The organism is Paenibacillus sp. FSL R7-0652 (genome assembly GCF_038595045.1).
In the GTDB taxonomy this organism is placed as follows: domain Bacteria; phylum Bacillota; class Bacilli; order Paenibacillales; family Paenibacillaceae; genus Paenibacillus.
In genome coordinates, this window is sequence record NZ_CP152001.1 from 6,020,305 (window position 1) to 6,039,400 (window position 19,096).

Genomic DNA, 19,096 nt, shown 5'->3' on the forward strand with positions numbered 1-19,096 from the left:
GACATCATTCCTCATGCCGCAGCCTTACCTATGAAAAAACAAAAAAACCTTGGAACCGATCTGTCCAGTCCATGCTGGAAAGATCGGTTCCAAGGTTTTATGAAAAGTTTTACGCTGCATTTGTAACTCCGAGCTTTGATGAGAGAATCGCTGCAAACGTTAATGGAATCTCCACGTTTACTGTTCCGGCTGCTCCTGCTGCACAGGTTTGCGTCTGAACAGCTTCATCACCAGTTCCGTAATGCTCGGCTGTTCCGCTGATCCCAGAATATCTTCGTTGTCCTCGGTGTGCACCTTGATGCTCATGGCAATGCCCATACTGATCATGTTGATCAGCAGTGATGTACCCCCATAGCTGATAAAAGGAAGCGTAATACCGGTCAGCGGCATGAGGCCTATAAACGGACCAATATTAACAAAGACCTGATACAGAATCATCGCAATAATGCCTACGATTAAATAGGCACCTACCCGGTCCTTACATTCCAAAGCGATCAACACCAGCCTATGAATCAGGATGAAATACAATAAAAGCAGTACCGAAGCACCAACAAAACCAAATTCTTCACCGATCTGTACAAAAATCGAGTCCGCGTAAGCCAAGGGTACCCGATTGGATTGAATGGTCGTTCCTTCCATATACCCTTTGCCGGTAACACCACCCGAACCTATGGCAAGTTTGGCATTGTATGTCTGCCATAATACATCTCTGGATGTCAGTTCAGGCACGAGCCAAGGGTCGAACCGCTCTGCCCAGTGTGCACGTTTAATATCTTTGAGGAAACCTGTAATTTCATCATGATAATGAATATAGGCCTGTATGCCAGCAACGATTGCGCTTACCGCCAGTACAAAACCAATCAATGCATGTGAAAACTTGATATTGCCGATCCATAATAGACCGATCCAGATAAAGATATAACTGAGTACCGCACCCAGGTCATTTTGCAGCAGCACAAGCAGTAAGGGCGGCAGAACACACAGACTGATGGGAATGACATCTCGCCCTAAAAACAAAGGCCTGTTCTTCTTTCTGGCGAGCAGTGTCGATAACATGACAATAAGACATAGCTTGAACAGCTCCGAAGGCTGCAGACTGACTCCGCCAATCGAAAGCCAGCCTTGGGCTCCGTAGTACTCATTACCGATAAACAAAACCAGAACTAACAGGAACAGACCAAGCCCATAGATATATAAATAATTTTTGACGATGAATTTATAGTTGATCATGGACATTCCGAAAAAAACAGCAAAACCCAAAACATAAAATACAATCATATTTTTGGTGAATCCCTCGACCTTCGGACGACCAGTCGTAGTACTGTAAATGGCCATTATACTGATGACCATCAGGATCAACAAAATAAAAACGATGGAGTAGTCGATCTTTTTGAATTTGTGCAGCATGTAATTATGTTCCCCCAAGCATTCAGAAAATCTTCGGCATACCCCATTGTAGAGGATTTCGCGGCAAAAAGAAAACTTACGCGCCTTACATTTTTGTCACCTGTTCCGAAGGTCGAACACCCAGGACATGCCGCTCAATTCCGGCAAGGTCAGGAACAATGATAATTTCCGGCCAATGCCCCGCCGATTCCAGCAGCGCCGCCACGTCCCGAGCCTGGCCCATGCCCAGCTCAAAACCGACAATCTGCGGCGGCGCAGACAGCAGCTGCAGCTGCTCCAGCATGATACGGTACGGGGCAAGCCCGTCCGGACCGCCATCCAATGCGAGGTGCGGCTCATGATCGCGCACCTCCTGCTGCAGCCCGGCGATATCTCCTGCCGGGATATAGGGCGGGTTGGACACCAGAATGTCCAACCGCTCCCCGGCGAACGGGGCCAGCAGATCGCCTTCACGGAAGTCGATCTGTACACCGTTCGCGGCCGCGTTGCGCGCGGCCACCTGCAGCGCATCCGCCGAGAGATCCCCGGCGGACACCTGCCACTGCGGGCGAAGCGAAGCCATCGTCACGGCGATGGCACCGCTGCCCGTACCAATGTCGACGGCGTGCACTGCACGGCCGGCGCCAGCACACACGCGGTCGGCTTCGCGCAGCACAGCCTCGACCAGCAGCTCGGTCTCCGGCCGCGGGATCAGCACGGCCGGCGTGACTTCGAACGGCAGCCCGTAAAACTCCTGGCTGCCGATAATATACTGCGCCGGCTCACCCGCAGCCTTGCGCGTAACGGCTTCTTCCCAGCGGCTGCGCAGCTCCCCGGGGAACGGCTCCGGCTGCATCATGTAGTACTGTGCGCCATAGACGCCCAGCACATGCTCCAGCAGCAGCCGGGCATTGTTCTGCGGCTCGTACACGCCGCACTTCTCCAAAAAAGAGGAAGCCTCGACAAAGGCTTCCCGGCAGCTCTGCTCCGGCGTCATGACAAACTGAGCGCGCGTCACAGATTATTCTCCTCTTTCCATCATTTCCGTCTGCTGTGCAATCGTCAGTGCAGACAGAATATCTTCGATCTCCCCGTTCATGATCTGATCCAGCTTGTGCATCGTCAGACCGATACGGTGATCGGTAACACGGCTTTGCGGGAAGTTGTACGTGCGAATCCGCTCACTGCGGTCTCCCGTTCCCACTTTGCTTTTGCGCTCCACGGAGATTTTCGCTTCTTCTTCCATGCGTTTCATATCGAAGATACGTGTACGCAGCACCTGCAGCGCTTTTTCCTTGTTGGAGTTCTGCGATTTTCCATCCTGACACGTAGCTACAATGCCCGTTGGAACGTGGGTTACCCGTACCGCCGATTTCGTTGTATTAACCGATTGTCCACCCGCACCACTGGAGCAGAACGTATCGACACGAATGTCTTTATCGTGAATTTCGATATCAAAATCTTCCGCTTCCGGCATTACAGCAACGGTTGAAGTCGATGTATGAATCCGTCCGCCGGATTCCGTCGTTGGAATACGCTGTACACGGTGCGCACCGCTCTCGTATTTCATTTTGCTGTATGCGCCGCGACCGTTGATCATGAACACAACCTCTTTGAATCCACCGAGGTCATTCGTGTTCACATCCATCAGTTCCACTTTCCAGCCCTGTGCATCCGCATAACGGGTATACATCCGGTATAGATCTGCCGCAAACAACGCCGCTTCATCTCCACCAGCTGCGCCGCGAATCTCCACAATGACGTTTTTATCATCATTCGGGTCTTTCGGCAGCATGAGTACACGAATCAGTTCATCCAGCTCTTTCTGACGTGCGGACAGTTCTTCGATTTCCATTTTGACCATCTCGCGCATCTCGTCATCCAGCTTCTCGCCCTGCATTTCCTTCGCCGCTTCCAGATCCTCGCTCACTTGTTTGTACTCATTGTACGCATCGTATGTCGGCTGAAGATCAGATTGCTCCTTGGAATATTCACGCAGCTTTTTGTTATCACTGGCTACATCCGGGTCACACAAAAGCTCGCTCAGCTTTTCATAACGATCGGCTAATGCCTGCAATTTATCCAACATGTATAGTCACCTCACGTTTTATTTTGTCATGCACATCCCGGTTTCAATATACGATTCCGACTGCGCCATTCGTATCACATATCTATAATTCAAAATTCCACAATCCACAGGATTCCATCTGAATCCCTTGACCGCAGCATGTCATTCCAATTCACATGGTCTTATATGATCGACGTATAACCTCGCTACAACGTCATCAAATCCTTTACTTTTAAAGTGATATAAAGAAATCGTTACCTGCTGGAATCCTCCGTCTCCTCTCAACGATTGAAACGAACAGTTCATCATCGGTATACGACTCTTAATTATAGCATATTCTTATGCTTCTGAACAGCAACAGTTCCGGGTGTGCACCTTAAAATTTTCAGGATTCATTTGACCCGCTAGAGCACCCCATCTTCTACCTGCTCCAGCACAACGCTCCACCAAGTCTCCTCATTCAGCACACTTACCGGGTCTTTCTCTGTATAAAATAAACGCAGATCCTTCAACGCCTGATCTCTGGTAGATCGGTCACTTTGCTGCGATCGAGGTTTAATCTCTCCGCGCCGAAAAGCCTCCAGCTTCGCCTGCGCTTGTTCCAGCGTCATGACACTGGGTGCAGCTTGCTTGGAATGCTCATGAATGAATGATGCGTACCTGTGCAAAAATTCCATAAACCGATGGATGCTGCTGTTCACCACGGCACACTCTCCGGTCTGTACATCTATTCTATATAGTATCCCCGTGCCAGCCTCCAGCCCGAGGATTGCCGTCTTCTCATCCCACTCATAACCGATAGGGAGCAGCATTCGAAGATCATCTTCTGCCCATATCAGACCTTGATTCGTCTGTGAGTCAAACCGGATACCGAGTATATCTTCACCGTTCATCCTGATCTGCAGCAGACCAGAATGCAGCAGCAGCTCCTGTGTCTCTCTGTCCAGCCCTGCCTTCTCTACAAGTGCAGGATCAAATCGAACGACCTTAGACGTATTCTCCAATGCCGCCACCTCCTCAAGGAGTACTTCTTACCTTTTATTATATCCATCACGGATAAACAATAAAGTGAAAACGCAATCATATCTTCGTCAATAACCGGGCACACCTCCGAGTAAAATGTAAAACAAAAACAGCATCATTCTCTAAAGATAGAGAGCGATGCTGTTCTTTAATTTTGACTAGTGCCCTTTGTATATACGAACCCGTCTGAACTTCCGTTTACTCGGTTATTACACGTTGAAACGGAAATGCATCACGTCGCCGTCATTCACCACATACTCTTTACCTTCCAGACGCAGTTGGCCGCGCTCTTTGGCACCGTTCATGGAACCTGCTGCAACCAGATCGTCATATGAAACAACCTCTGCACGGATGAATCCACGTTCGAAGTCGGTGTGAATGACACCCGCTGCGCCGGGCGCTTTTGTTCCTTTACGGATCGTCCATGCACGAACCTCTTGTACACCCGCTGTAAAGTACGTGTACAGGCCAAGCAATTTGTAAGCTGCTTTAATCAGCAGGTTCAGACCAGATTCCTGAATCCCCAGCTCTTCGAGGAACATTTGTTTATCTTCGCCTTCCAGCTCGGAGATTTCTTCTTCAACCTTCGCGCTAATTGGCACCACTTCCGCGTTCTCGGCAGCAGCGAATTCTCTTACTTTCTGCACGTACGCATTGTTCGCTACATCACCAATTTCGTCCTCAGCCACGTTGGCCGCATACAGAACCGGTTTCAGCGTAAGCAGGTGCAGATCACGTACGATCAGACGCTCTTCATCCGACAACTCCATGCTGCGTGCTGGCATATCTTCATAAAGAACTGCTTTTACCTTCTCCAATACTTCCACTTCTTGAGCAGCCGTTTTGTTGCCGCCCTTCATGTTTTTCTTGGAGCGATCGATTTTTTTCTCTACACTCTCGATATCCGCCAGAATCAGCTCCAGATTGATCGTCTGGATGTCGCTGATCGGATCAATTTTTCCATCGACGTGCGTGATATTCTCGTCTACGAAGCAGCGTACCACGTGTACGATCGCATCGACTTCACGGATGTGGGCAAGAAACTTGTTGCCCAGACCTTCGCCTTTGGAAGCTCCCCGTACCAGACCTGCGATGTCTACGAATTCAAATGCGGTAGGAACCGTTTTTTTCGGCTCAACCAGTTCTGTCAATTTGTCCAAACGCTCGTCCGGTACTTCAACGATCCCCACGTTCGGGTCGATCGTACAAAACGGATAGTTTGCGGACTCGGCACCTGCTTGTGTAATTGCGTTAAACAATGTAGATTTACCAACGTTCGGCAGACCCACGATCCCAGCTTTCAAAGCCATGTATATGACAACTCCTCATTCATTACTTGTTCGGTATGGATAATCCTAACCATTATATATGACAAACCCCAAGGCATCAAGGAACTTCGCTGGATCATAAACAGTCCTTCCGATCTTCATATCGCTGTTTCCTGCCTGCATGTTGATATCCCCTTCGGACCATATGTTTTAATCGCTCGCTTGGCCTGAATGAATGATCCGTTTGCAGTATGATAGGATTTGCAGGGTTAAAGCTCGGCTCTAGCCCTTGTCCTTGATCTCTTTGTACATCGTCAAGTCCGTCACTTCATAGCCCATTTTGCGATACAGGCTGCTCGCCCGCTCATTATGTCCAAACACATGCAGCCCAATGCGATCTACTCCAAGACTTCGCGCGCTCTTTTCAAGCGCCTCCATCGTCTCTTTGCCATACCCTTTGCCGCGATGCACCTCTTCCACCACAATATCCAGCAGAAAGGCTTCTTTCCCCCGGCGATTCTCCGTAACATTAAACCAGATGTACCCGACAATGCCGTCCACAGGATGCACCAGATTGTATACGTATGCCCCTGGCGTCTCCAAACCTTCCGGCAGATAACGCTCATAAGATTCCTCTGCCCGTTCTAATGCCTCTTCCGGCGCCCACGTGCCTGCTTCTACTTTTTCCTGTGCAAAATCCGCAATCGAACGGCTGCGGAAACTCGCAAATTGTTCCGTATTCATTGGGGACAGTTCCATTCTCTACTCCTCCTCATCTGGTTGTAATCACTTAGGTGTGCATGTTATGTATATATCGGCAGCAGATCTAGTTACCTTAGAGGTTAACCCTCTAGGCTCCTCATGCTCTTCTTATTATAAGTACTTTATCATATTCGTTATGAAACTTCCCCCTGGATCACTGCTCTACAATTTCCAAAGTCAACTTTTGCATGCATTTCTTCGTTATCTCTTTATTAAGAAAGAATTTTATAAGAAAGAATGAATTCCGAATTGCACTCGAATAGAAAGGACGGTTTAACCATACACATCAAACCGCATCGTCCCTTTTTCAAAATGAAAATGTCACTGTGAAGGAAAAATGTATGTAAGTTGAATGTTTCTCTTGCTTCGCTTCTACTTATGTTAAAATATAAGGGCGAGCGACCGGCCAAAGTTTCTCGCCCAGAGGTCGATGGGTTATTCCATCGGCTTTATCCTTTTCACCTGATTGTACATATTAATGAGTTCATCGAGCACCATCGACTGATGGACTACCTGAGGGTGAATAAGCTCGCCGTACTCCGTTTTTAGTTGGTGGAGCCTCTCCCTTGCTTCCTCGATTCGCAGCTTGAGTTCGTCTCGATTCATAACACCCCTCCCTGCTGTACTATTTTAGAACATCCTGCTAATTAACATAAATTCAAATAAACTCCAACAGCAAACAACAAAAAACACCCTTTATCCGAAAGTCCTCTGAACAATCTATAACGATTGTCTATTCAAGGAACCATTCGAAAGCTGAGGATGTACCTACGCAAAAGCTGCTTCTTTTCAATTGCGATGACAACTAACTATATTTGTTGGTCGTACTTGTTTTTTTATGATTTAACTGATCTGGACTATACAATCTCTGAATCTTCTCAATCAGCTGTTCTGCGCTTGGCTTATCTCCCTGTCCAGATGTATAGTACTGCAAATCATCAAACAGCCCCAAACAATCCAGAAGGCCATCCTTATTCATATTTTCAATTGCAAAATCCATACCTTGGCGAATATAAGCTGCGCCTCTGTCGTAATCGTTATTTCTTAAATAGTACGTACCTAACCCGGCCAGTAAAATGCCATATTGGTCATTGGTGTACTGCTTGCTCATTTTTCCAAAGCGACTGCTCTGTTCCTCGTATACCAGATGAGATTGGTACTGCTCAAGTACGTCGTCAATATTGACATCATATCGATTCGCTGCGGTCACAATGGCGCAAAGTGCAGGAAATACTTCTTTTTTCCGATCAGAGATATACTTTAAATAATCTTGAATCAACTCTGTTTCACCTGATAACAATCTAAAATAGTAGTTATTTCCTTCTGACCAGTCCTTGAACTGAAGGATCACGATCTCTTCTTCTTCGGTCGGATCTTTGATCCAGCTGTAGTCGGCGTATTTTGAAACATACTGAAGAGTTTCTTCATATTTTCCATATTGATAACTGACCTCGGCAAGAGCAAGGTAAGAATACAAAGCATAAAATACCATCTTCTTTTTCGTTTTAGACTCAACTTCTCTTAATGTTTTCTTGGCATCATATTGGATAAAAGCTTTGATCTGCAGCTGGTCAGCAAATTCTTTCACTTTGTCCCAGCGGCGCAAGGATGCATACACATTAATCAGGTCATTCAGCGCATCGAATTGATACGACTCATCCAGCCGTTCTACAAATAGTTCGAATCGTGCAGCTAAAGTCAGATTATTCACCTGGTCATTCGAAAGTCCTATCGAAAACAGACGGTACTGGCTTAAAGCCAGACGTTCCGAATGCTGCAGCTTCTCACTTTCTGCTACACAACTATACAAGGGTTTACATTCCTCCAGCTTTCCCTCGTTATATAACTGTTCAGCCAATTCAAACAACAGAGGTACGTACGAAAGGTTATCAATCACATAATTTATCGCTGTCTCCATATGTGTTACACGGCCTAACTCCGCACAACGATACAGAAAAGGTCTGAGCCTTCTCCAGTCCAGACTTGAGTCTATCAGATATTCGTTTATGTATAATTCATATAACTCGCCTTCAGGTAAACCAATTCCAGCAGTAATACGATCCAACTGATTCAAACCTATTGGTCGAAGTCCTTTCAAGGTGCCGCTTAGTGTCCCGGAATTCACACCTGAAATCTCTGAGAAACGATTAATGGTCATCCGATTCCTTTTCAAATATCGTTCTAAATGGTCACGAATTGTGGCTTTTTCGCTCACAGGGACACCGCCTTCCCAAAATGAAGCTTAATTAATGAGATCATACAATATTTTAGTAACTAGCATCAATATTTAACTTGTAAATATTTTACTTTAATATACAAAAAAGACCGCCCCATTTTAGTTGAGCGAATCTTTTGGAAAATTACCATCATTACGATTTCGCCCGAATATCCAAACCGGTAGTATTAGCGGACTTACACTCACGAATTCTAACGATCACCAGCGACGCTATTTGCCCCTTTTTGGTCACTTTGAAATTTTAACGATCACCAGGGGGCTTATTTACTTGAATAGCCACGTTCTTCGCCGGATTTAGGAGGTTTTCACCTAAATAGCGCTTCTGGTGATCGTTAGATTTGTAAACAGCACGAAAAGTGCAGAATAAGGTTCTGTGGGATCGTTAGAGCTTTTGAACCGATACCGAATGCTGCTTCCTCGACGTCCCCGTCCACCAACCTTACCGCCGCTCTACCAAACGTTCTGTCTGCTTCACACCTGCGATGCTGCCTGCGCCGATGCCAAACATGACGGTGCGCAGTTCGAATTCGACCTGCTCCAGTCGCTGATCCAGTGCTTCGTCGGACGTGACGGCAGATTCGAGCAGTGAGCGGCCGAAGCCTGCGAGGTCGGCACCCAGCGCGAGCGCTTTGGCGGCGTCCACGCCCGTGTACAGTCCGCCGCTTCCGATCAGCGCCCCATCGGGGTTCAGCGCTCGTACATCCTGAATGCACTCGGCTGTGGGGATGCCCCAGTCGGCAAAGGCTTCCGCCGCCGCTCGGCGTACCGGGTTATTGTTGCGGTACTTCTCCACCTGTACCCAGCTTGTACCGCCCGCGCCAGCCACATCGATGAATGCTATGCCCGCTTCGTACAGGCGCTGTGCCGTCACGCCATCGATGCCGAAGCCAACTTCCTTGACACCGACAGGAACTTCCAGCTCACGGCATAATGTCTCGATTCTCTGATATAGTCCGCTGAAGTTTGTATTGCCTTCTGGCTGGAATACCTCCTGCAGCGTGTTCAGATGCAGCACGAGTATATCCGCGCCGGCGATATCCACGGCACGCTGGAAATCAGCTGTGCTGAAGCCATAGTTCAGCTGAACCGCGCCCAGGTTCGCAATGACCGGGATGTCCGGTGCCCAGCGGCGGACATCAAATGTGCTTGCGAGTTCCGGCTGTTCCACGGCAGCCCGGATCGAGCCTACACCGAGCGCCCAACCTCTGGCGTTCGCTACCCTCGCCAGGCGCTCATTGATAGCGCCTGTGGTTTGGCTTCCACCCGTCATCGAACTGATGAGCAGAGGTGTACGCATTGTTTTACCAAGGAACGAAGTGTCTAGACGCACCTCTTCAAAGTCTAACTCTGGCAGCGGATGATGCCGGAACGCATATTTTTCCAGTCCACTCGTTATACCTTCTCCTGCCACATTCTCCTCCAAGCAGAGGCGCACGTGCTCCAGCTTCCGTTCTCCCGTTGCCACTTCGGGCAGCAGCCGTCTGCCGGCTCGCTCTTGTTCATTCATGATGAGACCTCCTAAGTGAGAATAATGTGCAGGGTAGGCTGGCCTGCATTAGCTTCCTGCTCCCTACCCCATGTTTGGCTGCTCTGTACCCCTTGTTTCTATGTAAATGAAATGCAGTGGAATGAACATCCGCAGCGATCACGGTTCGCCTTCCACACATAACACATATGAAATAATCCATCTTGTGCTTTTGCCGCCGCCACACTTGTTGTTCATCCGACTCTTTATCACGCCAAACATGACAGTATTCTATCAATGCACAACTCTTTCCAGTATACCGCTCCTCTTCACCTAATGAAAGGACGCCCCAAAACCAAATGAGTTCGATGAATAACCTCATTAAAGGTTTTGGAGCACCCTTACGTAACGCCTCATTGAAGCCTTGAAGCAGCCTCTCTCCGTAGTTGGACCCGCGGCACGTGTACCAGCTTATTGAGATACCAGAGTACCTGTTTCACCTCAGTGTTTAAGTCAATAAAGTTTCGCATTACTGATCTGACCTCGTTAACTTCATCAGGTTTCAGAACAATCTATTTCTCGCCGCACCTATATTATTTTTCCCAGCTCCACTGCAAGCTGCTCACCCACAAGCTGACCAGACAAGGTAACAATCGGGGTCCCACCGCCAGGGTGGGTGGTGCCGCCAACGTACCAGAGTCCCTGCACATCTTTGCTTTGGTTACCTGGGCGCATGAAGGTCTGCTTCACCGAATTGGAGGAGATTCCATAGATAGATCCTTGATGAGCCAGTGTATCCTGTTCAATATGTTGGGGAGTATAACGGATCAGCACATCCGATTGTTTTAGTCCGCTGATCCCGCGTGCCTCCAATCGTTCAAGCACAAATTCTCCATAGCGTGTCTGCTGCTCTTCCCAGTTCCACGCCTCGGACAGATATGGCGCGTTCACCAAAATGAACAAATTGCTGGCTCCTTCTGGAGCCATGCCTGCTTCGGAGTACCCGGAGTAACAGATGTATATCGTTGGATCGGAAGGCATGCTGCGGTTACGGAAAATATGTTCAAACTCCGGCTCGTACTGCTCTGGGAAAAAGACGGTGTGATGCAGCAGCTGATCGTATTGCCTGCGCACCCCGACCAGGGTGACAAAGCCTGAAATGGACGGTTCGTACTTTGCAATCCGGGCATCACTCATGCGTTTCCGATGCTCAGGTGCAAGCAGCAGCCGGTTTACACTAAGCACATCTCCGTTAGCCACAACCTGCTTCGCCTCCATAAAACCCCGATCTGTATCCACACCCGTCACCCTGCCATTTTGAATTGCAATCTGATGCACCTCTACACCCGTCAGAATCTGCACACCTTTTTCGCACGCAAGCCGAGTCATACCTTCAATAAGCTGATACGTTCCGCCTTTGACCCCGTATATGCCCACCTCGGCTTCCACGTGTCCCATCATGGCGAAGATTGAGGGCGAGAGATACGGCGAAGATCCAACGTACGTAGCATACCTTCCGAACATCGCGAGGGTATGCGGATGATTAAAGTACCTGCGCAGCAGCTTATCCAACTTGACCGCAGGCCGCACCTTAAGCAGACTGCGCAGCATTTGCAGATTGTATTTGTCAGACGGTTTCAGCAGCAGTTTACCGAGAAAATGACGATTCGCTTCTGCGTACAATGCAGCAGACTCATCCATGAAGGCATCATAACGTAAGGCATCCTCTGAACTGTACGCAGCGATCTGTTCTTTCATCGAGCCACGATTTTTGGACAGATCGACCACGGTACCGTCAGCAAAAATATTACGTGTTCGAGGTTCCAGCTCGTACAATTGCACATAGTTCTCCATCGCCACGCCTGCATGATCAAACACCGAGCGAAACGCATCCGGCATCGTGATCGTGCTCGGCCCGCGGTCAAAGTGATACCCCGCCTGCCGGATCTGCTGCAGCTTGCCGCCCACATGCTCCTGACGCTCCAGAATCATTACCCGTAAGCCGGCTGAGGCAAGACGGATCGCACAGGACAGACCACCGAAGCCTGCCCCGATTATAATGACATCCTGTTTTAAGCTCCCGTTTGAGGCCTCCGCCCGGTGCCCGTTATCCATTTTCATCTCTTCTCCCAGCAGCATTCCTGCCCCTTTTCTACCTTCTCCTATACCTTTGTCTCTCTCTGTATCTTCTGAACCGTCACCATTTCCATTCCCCTGTATATTACGCATCAGCTGTACCGCCTGCCTTTCCATACGTATCCTTTACCGGATCGACCCGCCTGCCATGAGGCCAGACCGATGGCAATGACACATGCCATGCTGATCGGTTGAAAAAGAGCCAGCCACCACGGCTGACCTCCGATATAATCGGATACTCGTTTTACAGCCATGCCAAGCAGCGTGCCTATGAATCCATACATCATCGAGGTATCATTTCCCGTTAACAGCCCTATCACCAGACCTAGCGGCGGTACCATATACATCATGAAATACATCAGCATCGTACCAAGCAGCAGCACGTCTTTGCGCCCCATGCCTTCATACATGTTTTTCTTGTACCCGTTCCATACCTCACCGCCGTTCTGATACATCCGCGTACTCGTCACATCGTGGACATCTGCCAGCAGCACGGGGTGACCCGCACGTTTCACCGCTTTGGCAAGACTCATATCGTCCACCAGATGCCCTTGAATCGCTGCATGACCGCCAGAAGCTTCGTAACTTGTTCGATGAATAAGCAAAAAAGCCCCCGTAGCGGCGACAAACATCGGACTTGCTGACCTGCGTATCATAAAAATGGGTAGATGGCTGATGATCGTAAACATCATCATCGGCACAACGAGCTTTTCCATCCAGGTCTTGGCGACCTGATAGGGAAATCCGGTAACCAGACCGCCGCCCTGCGCGCGCCCTGCAGCAAGTGTCTGCGCAATGGCATCCGGCTTGACCCGAACGTCTGCATCCACGAACATAAACCAGTCCCCCTGCGCTTCCTGCACCAATCGGTGACAGGCATGGGACTTCCCCATCCAGCCCGCCGGCAGCTCTGTACCGCGAAGCAAACGTACACGCGAATCCCGCTCAGCGATGGCCTGAACCAAAGCCGCGGTTTCGTCTTCCGAGCGGTCGTCCAGTACCAGCACTTCCATGCGGAACCCATCTGTGTGGCTGGCAAGCACACTTTCCAAACATTCTTCGATATGTATTCGTTCGTTTCGGGCGGGAATCAATACCGAAACAAGCAGATCGGGAGGCTGGAGGCTGGCTTTACGGAATGAACGTACTTTAGGAAGACAGGCCGCATTCCATAACGCAAAAAGCAGCTGCACAATCAGCCATCCAGCCAGACACATCCACAGCATTTCAGATGTACTCATACTCCCATTCATGTTATCGGTTCACCCGCTTTCTTGCCTTATCGTATTTCTCGCTAGTGGAACGCATACCCCGAATCAATGACCTCGCATCCGGTAGACTTCCTTGTCCAAGTCGAATCAACGCTGATCTGTGATCATTCAGCTGCTGCTCCAGTACAATGCCCAGCCGCTCTGCGATCTCTTCACTCTTCCACACGTTCCAATTTTCCATGATTGGTGGGCCAGCCTTCATTGAAATTTCCGGCAGGTCATGCTGAACCATGCCATGACATAAGGTGACTGGCACGGCAGCAGCCTGCGGAAAACGACGAAGCACAAGTCCGATACCCGGACGGAACTGAATCGGCCGCGCCTCCTGATGAAGAATTTCACCCTGCGGGAAAATCCAGACCCTTTTGCCAGCAGCCAGCAGCTCACTCGTATACTGCAGCGATGTCCGCACACCAGAAGCACTGTCTTTATTAATTGAATACGCCCCAAGTTTGCGAAAAAAAGCATACTGCCGAAGCTGCCGCTCCTCCATCATCACATAATGATCCCCGCGCGAGGTTTGCTTCGCCGCATGATACAGCAGCAGTCCATCCCACCACGAACTGTGGTTCATGAAATAAACAACAGGCTGATCCGGTGCCATAGGCAGCATCCCTTTCGCGCCATTACGTTCCATCATCTGCGGGTCAAGCGAACCCGAGAGCGTAAACGAACGGAAATGTCTGCGCAGCAAATAATAATGGTTGTACAGCGAGAAGACTCGGTCAAACGCTTTGGACTTTGCGGCGCGGATCATACAGCCAGCTCCCCTCAGCAAGCAGCACACCTGCAATGGCAATGATGAAACTGCCTGTTATCCCTTCCTTAAGGGCAAGCAGACCGAACAAAAGAATAAATAGCTGGTACAGCCATTTTGCCCGGAGTAAAGAACGTCGATCCTTCGGCATAGCCGGCAAAAAGAGAGACAGCAATGCGCCCATAATGAACCAGCTGATGTAGTTTGTCCACGGGACACCATAGAACCCGCCCGGAGCCTGCCATTCCCAAAATCCTCTTGCATGAGCCACAGGGTCAAGTACCAAATCCAGCACAATGGCCCAAAATCCCGTTTTGAGGGCTCGCACTAACTTACCACCCCACGTTGATCCGCCGCCGCTGATCAGTGCCGAATTGCCCACGACGGCAATCCAGGCAAATCCAAGCGTTACCGGAACGCTGAACAGATGTATGCCGAAGAAATCCGAGTAAGCGTACTCGCCAAAAGGCCAGTGTGTATGTACACCGATCCATTCCACGCCCATCCCGCCCAGCCAGATGATGAAAGAAGATATCCAGAGGCCGGGACGCAGCCATTTGACTGACTGGTCGGACAGATCAGATCGGTAATTTTGCTTCTGATAGATAAGATCCAGTACACAAAGTGCGTAAAACACCAGAAAGAGTCCATTGGAAAAAGATAACGCCTCAGGCACACCTATCGTAAGCATCAGGATGGCACCGATGGCATACCAGACCCAGTATACCCACTGAACCATCAGGATACCGCCATTCGGGAAGCTTGATACGCCAGCATCGGATAACGTTTCACAATCGCACCCAGCATCTCCAGTTTCAATTCATCGCTGACATAAGCCCGTTTCGTGTATACATCGTAGTCGTTACGCTCCACGGCGTGCAGAATCGTCGAATAGAAGGCCGCGGCTAACTCAATCGAAAAGGCACTCTCTACCGGATAGGTGTCCAGACGATCCATGCCGATCCGGAACCAGTTTAAAGCTGCATCTTTCAAATCCTGAATAATGGCAATAAATCGATCATCCACAACACCGTCTTCCCAGTCCTGCTCGGAGTAGCCGTGTTTCTCCATGATCTCCAGCGGTACATAGCGGCGCATTCTGGCCCGGTCTTCACCTACGTCACGAATAATGTTCACGATCTGCATGCCTTTACCCAGTGCAATACCATTCATCGCCACTTCCGCACCGTTATCATTACGCAGCACAGGCAGCAGCATTTCCCCTACCGTTCCAGCAACCAGATAACAATAGTGTTCCAGCTGTTTCAGCGTTGTATAATGGGTCACTTCCAGATCCGTTAATTGTCCTTCCATCTGACGGAAAAACGGGCCTTTGTCCAGATGAGGGAAGCTGCTGAACAGCCATCTCAGGGCCGGCCAGATAAAATGTCCTTCCGCCTCTTCGAGGTGTTCAAATAAATCACGAATCTCATGGATCGTATATGTTGATTGTTCGGGTTCATCTACACTGTCATCAATCATGCGGCAGAACGCATAGATAACATACACCGCCTCGCGGCGGGGACTTGGCAGGCCTTTAAATGCCTGATAAAAAGACGAGGAGCCCTTCTGCATCAACTCTTCACACCTGCTCAAAATTGCTTCGTTCATTTCCCCATCTCCTTCATGAGTTGATTGACAGCCATCCTTGCGCCCTGCATCACAATAGGCACGCCGCCTCCTGGATGTACCGAAGCCCCGGCAGCGTACAAACCTTGAATTTTCGGAAACGGCTTAGGCTGCGGGCGATATACTCCGGACTGAAACAGGACAGGAGCAATGCCAAAGCTTCCTCCGCCATAAAGGCCGTCACGCGCGGCGTCGGCTGGTGTACGTACCTTTTTCCACTGCAGCGCTGCACGCAGTCCCGGGAATCCCCGCTCTTCCGCTTCCTGAAGCACCCGTTCTGCCAGCGCCTCACTCTCCTGTTCCCAGTGCACGCCCTCTGCGTCCGGTACCGGAATGAGAAAATACAGTACGCTCTGTTCCGGAGGTGCAGCTGTCTCGTCCACCGCAGCCGGATTGAATACGTAAAAGGATGGCTTCGCCGGAATGCGGCGCTCGTTGAACACTTGGCGCAAACTACCATCCAGACTTGGCGGCAGGAAAAACTGATGCGCTGCGGCATCATCCCACCTTTTGTCTGCTCCAGCATAGATCAGTACACATCCCGATGAAGGCCGATACGGCTTGCGTTTCACGGGTGCTTCCGGTATCTGCTTGAGCAGCCCGCTCAAGTTCGGAAAATCCCCGTTGTAGATTACGGCATCCACCTCTTCAGCACCTTCAGCCGTTTCAATACCCTCGCATACTCCATGGCTGATCTTCAATCCGGTAACCTCTGTATTCAGCTTGATCTTGCCGCCGCGAGAGAGCAGTTCCTGCTCCAAAATAACGGGCAGAGCCGCGTAACCGCCCTTCACCATCCAGATGCCATACTCATGCTCGGCGTAAGGAAGCAATGAATAAATGCCCGGTGTGCCAAAGGGCGATCCACCGATATACAAACTTTGCAGCGAATACGCATCGAGCAGTTCTTCATGTTCGAAATAATCCCCTACTGCCTTCCGCACACTCTTGTGCGCACGCAGCCTGCCCATAAGCGCCATGAGCGAAGGGGTGAAGAAGTCCCTTTTGCGAGGAAACATCTGCTCCAGAAAGGCTGCCCGTCCTGCGGGAAACAACGTATCCATATCCTCCATGAATCTCGTGAATCCACGACCTTCTCCCGGGAACAACCGTTCAATCTCTGCGGTCTGCTCCACCCGGTCTGTCATCTTGGTCATAACACGTCCACTGTGATAGTGCACCCGGTATAAAGGATCACAGCGCAGCAGCTCAATTTTGGAGCGATCGACACCGGCCTCTTCCAGAATGCCAAGCAGCATCTCGGGCAGCAGGACAATCGTTGGCCCCTGATCAATCCGGTAATCCCCTTCCTGTTCAAAAGCAATCCGTCCACCTACGCGGGAGCCTCGCTCGTACACCGTAACATCCCATCCCTGACGGTTCAGCAGCAAAGCTGAGGTAAGCCCTCCAATTCCTGCACCTACAACAGCAGCCCGCTTCATGAGTGTCCTCCGGCCCGGGCAGTCTTCACGTAGGAGGATGGCTTGGTACGTCTCCGTGCATCCTCTTCCTGAATCAATCTGACACTGATTCGCGCCGATTCGAAAATGGTCGGCAAGCCGCTGCCCGGATGGGTACCTCCGCCCACCAGCCAAACGCGTTCCAATTCCTCAAACTGATTATGCGGTCTGAGATACATCATCTGACCCAGGTTATGAGCCATGTTGAACGTAGCCCCTTGGTATACGTCCAGTTCATTCTGCCAATCCAGCGGGGTGAACATCATGCATTCTTCAATGCGCCCACGGATATCTGCCAGTTCAGGAATCGCTTCGAGCCGCTTCAGCATAGCTTCCTGCACTTTCGCTCGTTCGGCCTCCCAATCGATATCTCCTGTAAGGTTTGGTGTCGGCATCAGCACATAAAGTGCAGATTTTCCTGCCGGAGCGAGTGTCGGATCGAGCCTCGATGGGTTATGAACATATAGAGACGGGTCTGCAGACAGTATTTTGTGTTTGGTAATTTCGTCTACGTTTACCCGGTAATCTTCCGGAAAATAGATCGAATGATGCGGCAGGCCGATCTCGCCATCTACACCCAGATACAGCATCGCTGTGGAACAGGAATATTTTTTTCGCTTCATTTTTTCGGGTGTATATTTTTTAAGTACGCCAGGTTCGAACAAATGGTTCACTGCATGGGCAAAGTCGGCATTGACTACGACATGATCGGCTTCAATCCGTTCACCGTTTTCAAGCAGTACACCCTCTGCGCGACCATCACGAACAATAACCTGCTTCACAGGTGTACTCGTGTGAATACGTCCGCCATTCTCTTCAACGACATCGGCCATCGCTTGGAATACCCGATTCACGCCGCCGATTGGATGAAACAGTCCGTATTGGTGCTCGATAAACGATAGAATCGTAAACGTCCCCGGACAATCCCATGCGGACATGCCCAAATACTTGGACTGGAACGTAAATGCCCAGCGCAGACGTTCATCGGTAAAATAACGGGAAAGAATGCCGTACACGGTATTATTTATATCAAGCTTAGGCAGTGCGGTAATCGCATCTTTGCGTAAATAATCGGTGAGTTTGCCAAATGGACGGCGGAGCAGCGGCATGACTTTGCCAAACTTCACTTCCTCGTCCCGCATGTACCGGAGGTAATTCTCTTCGTTGCCGGGGAACAGCTCCTTGATCTGTGCTGCTGTATCCTCCCGATTGCGTGAAGGCGTGAATACCTTATCTCCAAAGTTCAAAGCGTACAGCGGGGTCAGTTCTTTCATATCTACATAATCAGACAGCTTGCGTCCGACCACGTCAAACATTTCTTCAATCAGCTGAGGCATCATCAAAAACGTAGCCCCGCGATCAAACTTGTATTCACCAAGCTCCAGACGGGAAGAACGTCCGCCAATGGCCTGCTGTTTCTCGTACACGTCAACCTCATAACCCTGACCGGACAATAACATGGCCGCTGCAAGTCCACCCGGACCTGCGCCAATGACAGCTGCACGTTTGCGTTGTTGATTCGGTATCATGCCACTCACCTTTCTATGTAGGGAATATCTCTAGTTCTCAAGCCCTAACCTATTATTAAACCGCTCGGTAACACTTTAAGCGGCTAAACCGAAAAACATTATACAA

16 protein-coding genes are annotated in these 19,096 nt (G+C 49.9%); all 16 read right to left on the reverse strand.

Annotated features, from left to right (window positions below):
- Positions 1 to 177: 177 nt before the first annotated feature.
- The 16 genes from MKY97_RS26315 to crtI (MKY97_RS26390) all read right to left on the reverse strand — a co-directional run bounded on the left by MKY97_RS26315 (position 178) and on the right by crtI (MKY97_RS26390) (position 18,990).
- Positions 178 to 1,407: an FtsW/RodA/SpoVE family cell cycle protein gene (locus tag MKY97_RS26315; RefSeq protein ID WP_342553090.1), complete on the reverse strand. Its 1,230-nt coding sequence runs from the start codon at positions 1,405 to 1,407 to the stop codon at positions 178 to 180.
- A gap of 85 nt (positions 1,408 to 1,492) precedes the next feature.
- On the reverse strand, positions 1,493 to 2,383 hold the full coding sequence (gene prmC, locus MKY97_RS26320; RefSeq protein WP_342556460.1) for a peptide chain release factor N(5)-glutamine methyltransferase: 891 nt from the start codon (positions 2,381 to 2,383) through the stop codon (positions 1,493 to 1,495).
- Positions 2,384 to 2,407: 24 nt separating this feature from the next.
- Positions 2,408 to 3,475, reverse strand: a complete 1,068-nt coding sequence (gene prfA, locus MKY97_RS26325; RefSeq protein ID WP_342553091.1) for a peptide chain release factor 1 — start codon at positions 3,473 to 3,475, stop codon at positions 2,408 to 2,410.
- 383 nt (positions 3,476 to 3,858) lie between these two features.
- The gene (locus MKY97_RS26330; protein ID WP_342553092.1) at positions 3,859 to 4,458 is read right to left on the reverse strand and encodes an SUKH-4 family immunity protein; all 600 of its coding nucleotides are present in this window, start codon (positions 4,456 to 4,458) and stop codon (positions 3,859 to 3,861) included.
- Positions 4,459 to 4,686: 228 nt separating this feature from the next.
- Positions 4,687 to 5,787: a redox-regulated ATPase YchF gene (gene ychF, locus MKY97_RS26335; RefSeq protein ID WP_342553093.1), complete on the reverse strand. Its 1,101-nt coding sequence runs from the start codon at positions 5,785 to 5,787 to the stop codon at positions 4,687 to 4,689.
- Positions 5,788 to 6,027: 240 nt separating this feature from the next.
- Entirely contained in the window at positions 6,028 to 6,504 is a 477-nt protein-coding gene (locus MKY97_RS26340; protein ID WP_342553094.1) for a GNAT family N-acetyltransferase, read from the reverse strand.
- A 438-nt stretch (positions 6,505 to 6,942) separates the two neighbouring features.
- Positions 6,943 to 7,113 carry an aspartyl-phosphate phosphatase Spo0E family protein gene (locus tag MKY97_RS26345; RefSeq protein WP_342553095.1) on the reverse strand — a complete coding sequence of 57 codons (171 nt, stop codon included), beginning with the start codon at positions 7,111 to 7,113 and terminating at the stop codon, positions 6,943 to 6,945.
- A 199-nt stretch (positions 7,114 to 7,312) separates the two neighbouring features.
- Positions 7,313 to 8,722, reverse strand: coding sequence for a helix-turn-helix transcriptional regulator (locus MKY97_RS26350; protein ID WP_342553096.1), 1,410 nt, complete (start codon positions 8,720 to 8,722; stop codon positions 7,313 to 7,315).
- 460 nt (positions 8,723 to 9,182) lie between these two features.
- The gene (gene fni, locus MKY97_RS26355) at positions 9,183 to 10,250 is read right to left on the reverse strand and encodes a type 2 isopentenyl-diphosphate Delta-isomerase (RefSeq protein ID WP_342553097.1); all 1,068 of its coding nucleotides are present in this window, start codon (positions 10,248 to 10,250) and stop codon (positions 9,183 to 9,185) included.
- Between the two features lie 546 nt (positions 10,251 to 10,796).
- Positions 10,797 to 12,323: a phytoene desaturase family protein gene (gene crtI / locus MKY97_RS26360; RefSeq protein ID WP_342556461.1), complete on the reverse strand. Its 1,527-nt coding sequence runs from the start codon at positions 12,321 to 12,323 to the stop codon at positions 10,797 to 10,799.
- Between the two features lie 113 nt (positions 12,324 to 12,436).
- Positions 12,437 to 13,597: a glycosyltransferase family 2 protein gene (locus MKY97_RS26365; protein WP_342553098.1), complete on the reverse strand. Its 1,161-nt coding sequence runs from the start codon at positions 13,595 to 13,597 to the stop codon at positions 12,437 to 12,439.
- 1 nt (position 13,598) lies between these two features.
- On the reverse strand, positions 13,599 to 14,372 hold the full coding sequence (locus MKY97_RS26370; RefSeq protein ID WP_342553099.1) for a lysophospholipid acyltransferase family protein: 774 nt from the start codon (positions 14,370 to 14,372) through the stop codon (positions 13,599 to 13,601).
- Positions 14,341 to 15,111, reverse strand: a complete 771-nt coding sequence (locus MKY97_RS26375) for a carotenoid biosynthesis protein (RefSeq protein ID WP_342553100.1) — start codon at positions 15,109 to 15,111, stop codon at positions 14,341 to 14,343. Before MKY97_RS26375 ends, MKY97_RS26370 begins: the two co-directional genes overlap by 32 nt.
- Positions 15,111 to 15,983: a phytoene/squalene synthase family protein gene (locus MKY97_RS26380; RefSeq protein ID WP_342553101.1), complete on the reverse strand. Its 873-nt coding sequence runs from the start codon at positions 15,981 to 15,983 to the stop codon at positions 15,111 to 15,113. Before MKY97_RS26380 ends, MKY97_RS26375 begins: the two co-directional genes overlap by 1 nt.
- Positions 15,980 to 17,443, reverse strand: a complete 1,464-nt coding sequence (crtI, locus tag MKY97_RS26385) for a phytoene desaturase family protein (RefSeq protein WP_342553102.1) — start codon at positions 17,441 to 17,443, stop codon at positions 15,980 to 15,982. Before crtI (MKY97_RS26385) ends, MKY97_RS26380 begins: the two co-directional genes overlap by 4 nt.
- Complete coding sequence (gene crtI / locus MKY97_RS26390; protein WP_342553103.1) at positions 17,440 to 18,990, reverse strand: phytoene desaturase family protein; 1,551 nt, start codon at positions 18,988 to 18,990, stop codon at positions 17,440 to 17,442. Before crtI (MKY97_RS26390) ends, crtI (MKY97_RS26385) begins: the two co-directional genes overlap by 4 nt.
- Between the last annotated feature and the right edge of the window lie 106 nt (positions 18,991 to 19,096).

Excerpts from the sequence above, each read along its gene's own strand:
- MKY97_RS26315 (WP_342553090.1), bottom strand. The coding sequence starts at position 1,407 with ATGCTGCACAAATTCAAAAAGATCGACTACTCCATCGTTTTTATTTTG.
- prmC (WP_342556460.1), bottom strand. The coding sequence starts at position 2,383 with ATGACGCCGGAGCAGAGCTGCCGGGAAGCCTTTGTCGAGGCTTCCTCT.
- prfA (WP_342553091.1), bottom strand. The coding sequence starts at position 3,475 with ATGTTGGATAAATTGCAGGCATTAGCCGATCGTTATGAAAAGCTGAGC.
- ychF (WP_342553093.1), bottom strand. The coding sequence starts at position 5,787 with ATGGCTTTGAAAGCTGGGATCGTGGGTCTGCCGAACGTTGGTAAATCT.
- MKY97_RS26340 (WP_342553094.1), bottom strand. The coding sequence starts at position 6,504 with ATGGAACTGTCCCCAATGAATACGGAACAATTTGCGAGTTTCCGCAGC.
- MKY97_RS26345 (WP_342553095.1), bottom strand. The coding sequence starts at position 7,113 with ATGAATCGAGACGAACTCAAGCTGCGAATCGAGGAAGCAAGGGAGAGG.
- fni (WP_342553097.1), bottom strand. The coding sequence starts at position 10,250 with ATGAATGAACAAGAGCGAGCCGGCAGACGGCTGCTGCCCGAAGTGGCA.
- crtI (WP_342556461.1), bottom strand. The coding sequence starts at position 12,323 with ATGGATAACGGGCACCGGGCGGAGGCCTCAAACGGGAGCTTAAAACAG.
- MKY97_RS26365 (WP_342553098.1), bottom strand. The coding sequence starts at position 13,597 with ATGAATGGGAGTATGAGTACATCTGAAATGCTGTGGATGTGTCTGGCT.
- MKY97_RS26370 (WP_342553099.1), bottom strand. The coding sequence starts at position 14,372 with ATGATCCGCGCCGCAAAGTCCAAAGCGTTTGACCGAGTCTTCTCGCTG.
- MKY97_RS26375 (WP_342553100.1), bottom strand. The coding sequence starts at position 15,111 with ATGGTTCAGTGGGTATACTGGGTCTGGTATGCCATCGGTGCCATCCTG.
- MKY97_RS26380 (WP_342553101.1), bottom strand. The coding sequence starts at position 15,983 with ATGAACGAAGCAATTTTGAGCAGGTGTGAAGAGTTGATGCAGAAGGGC.
- crtI (WP_342553102.1), bottom strand. The coding sequence starts at position 17,443 with ATGAAGCGGGCTGCTGTTGTAGGTGCAGGAATTGGAGGGCTTACCTCA.
- crtI (WP_342553103.1), bottom strand. The coding sequence starts at position 18,990 with ATGATACCGAATCAACAACGCAAACGTGCAGCTGTCATTGGCGCAGGT.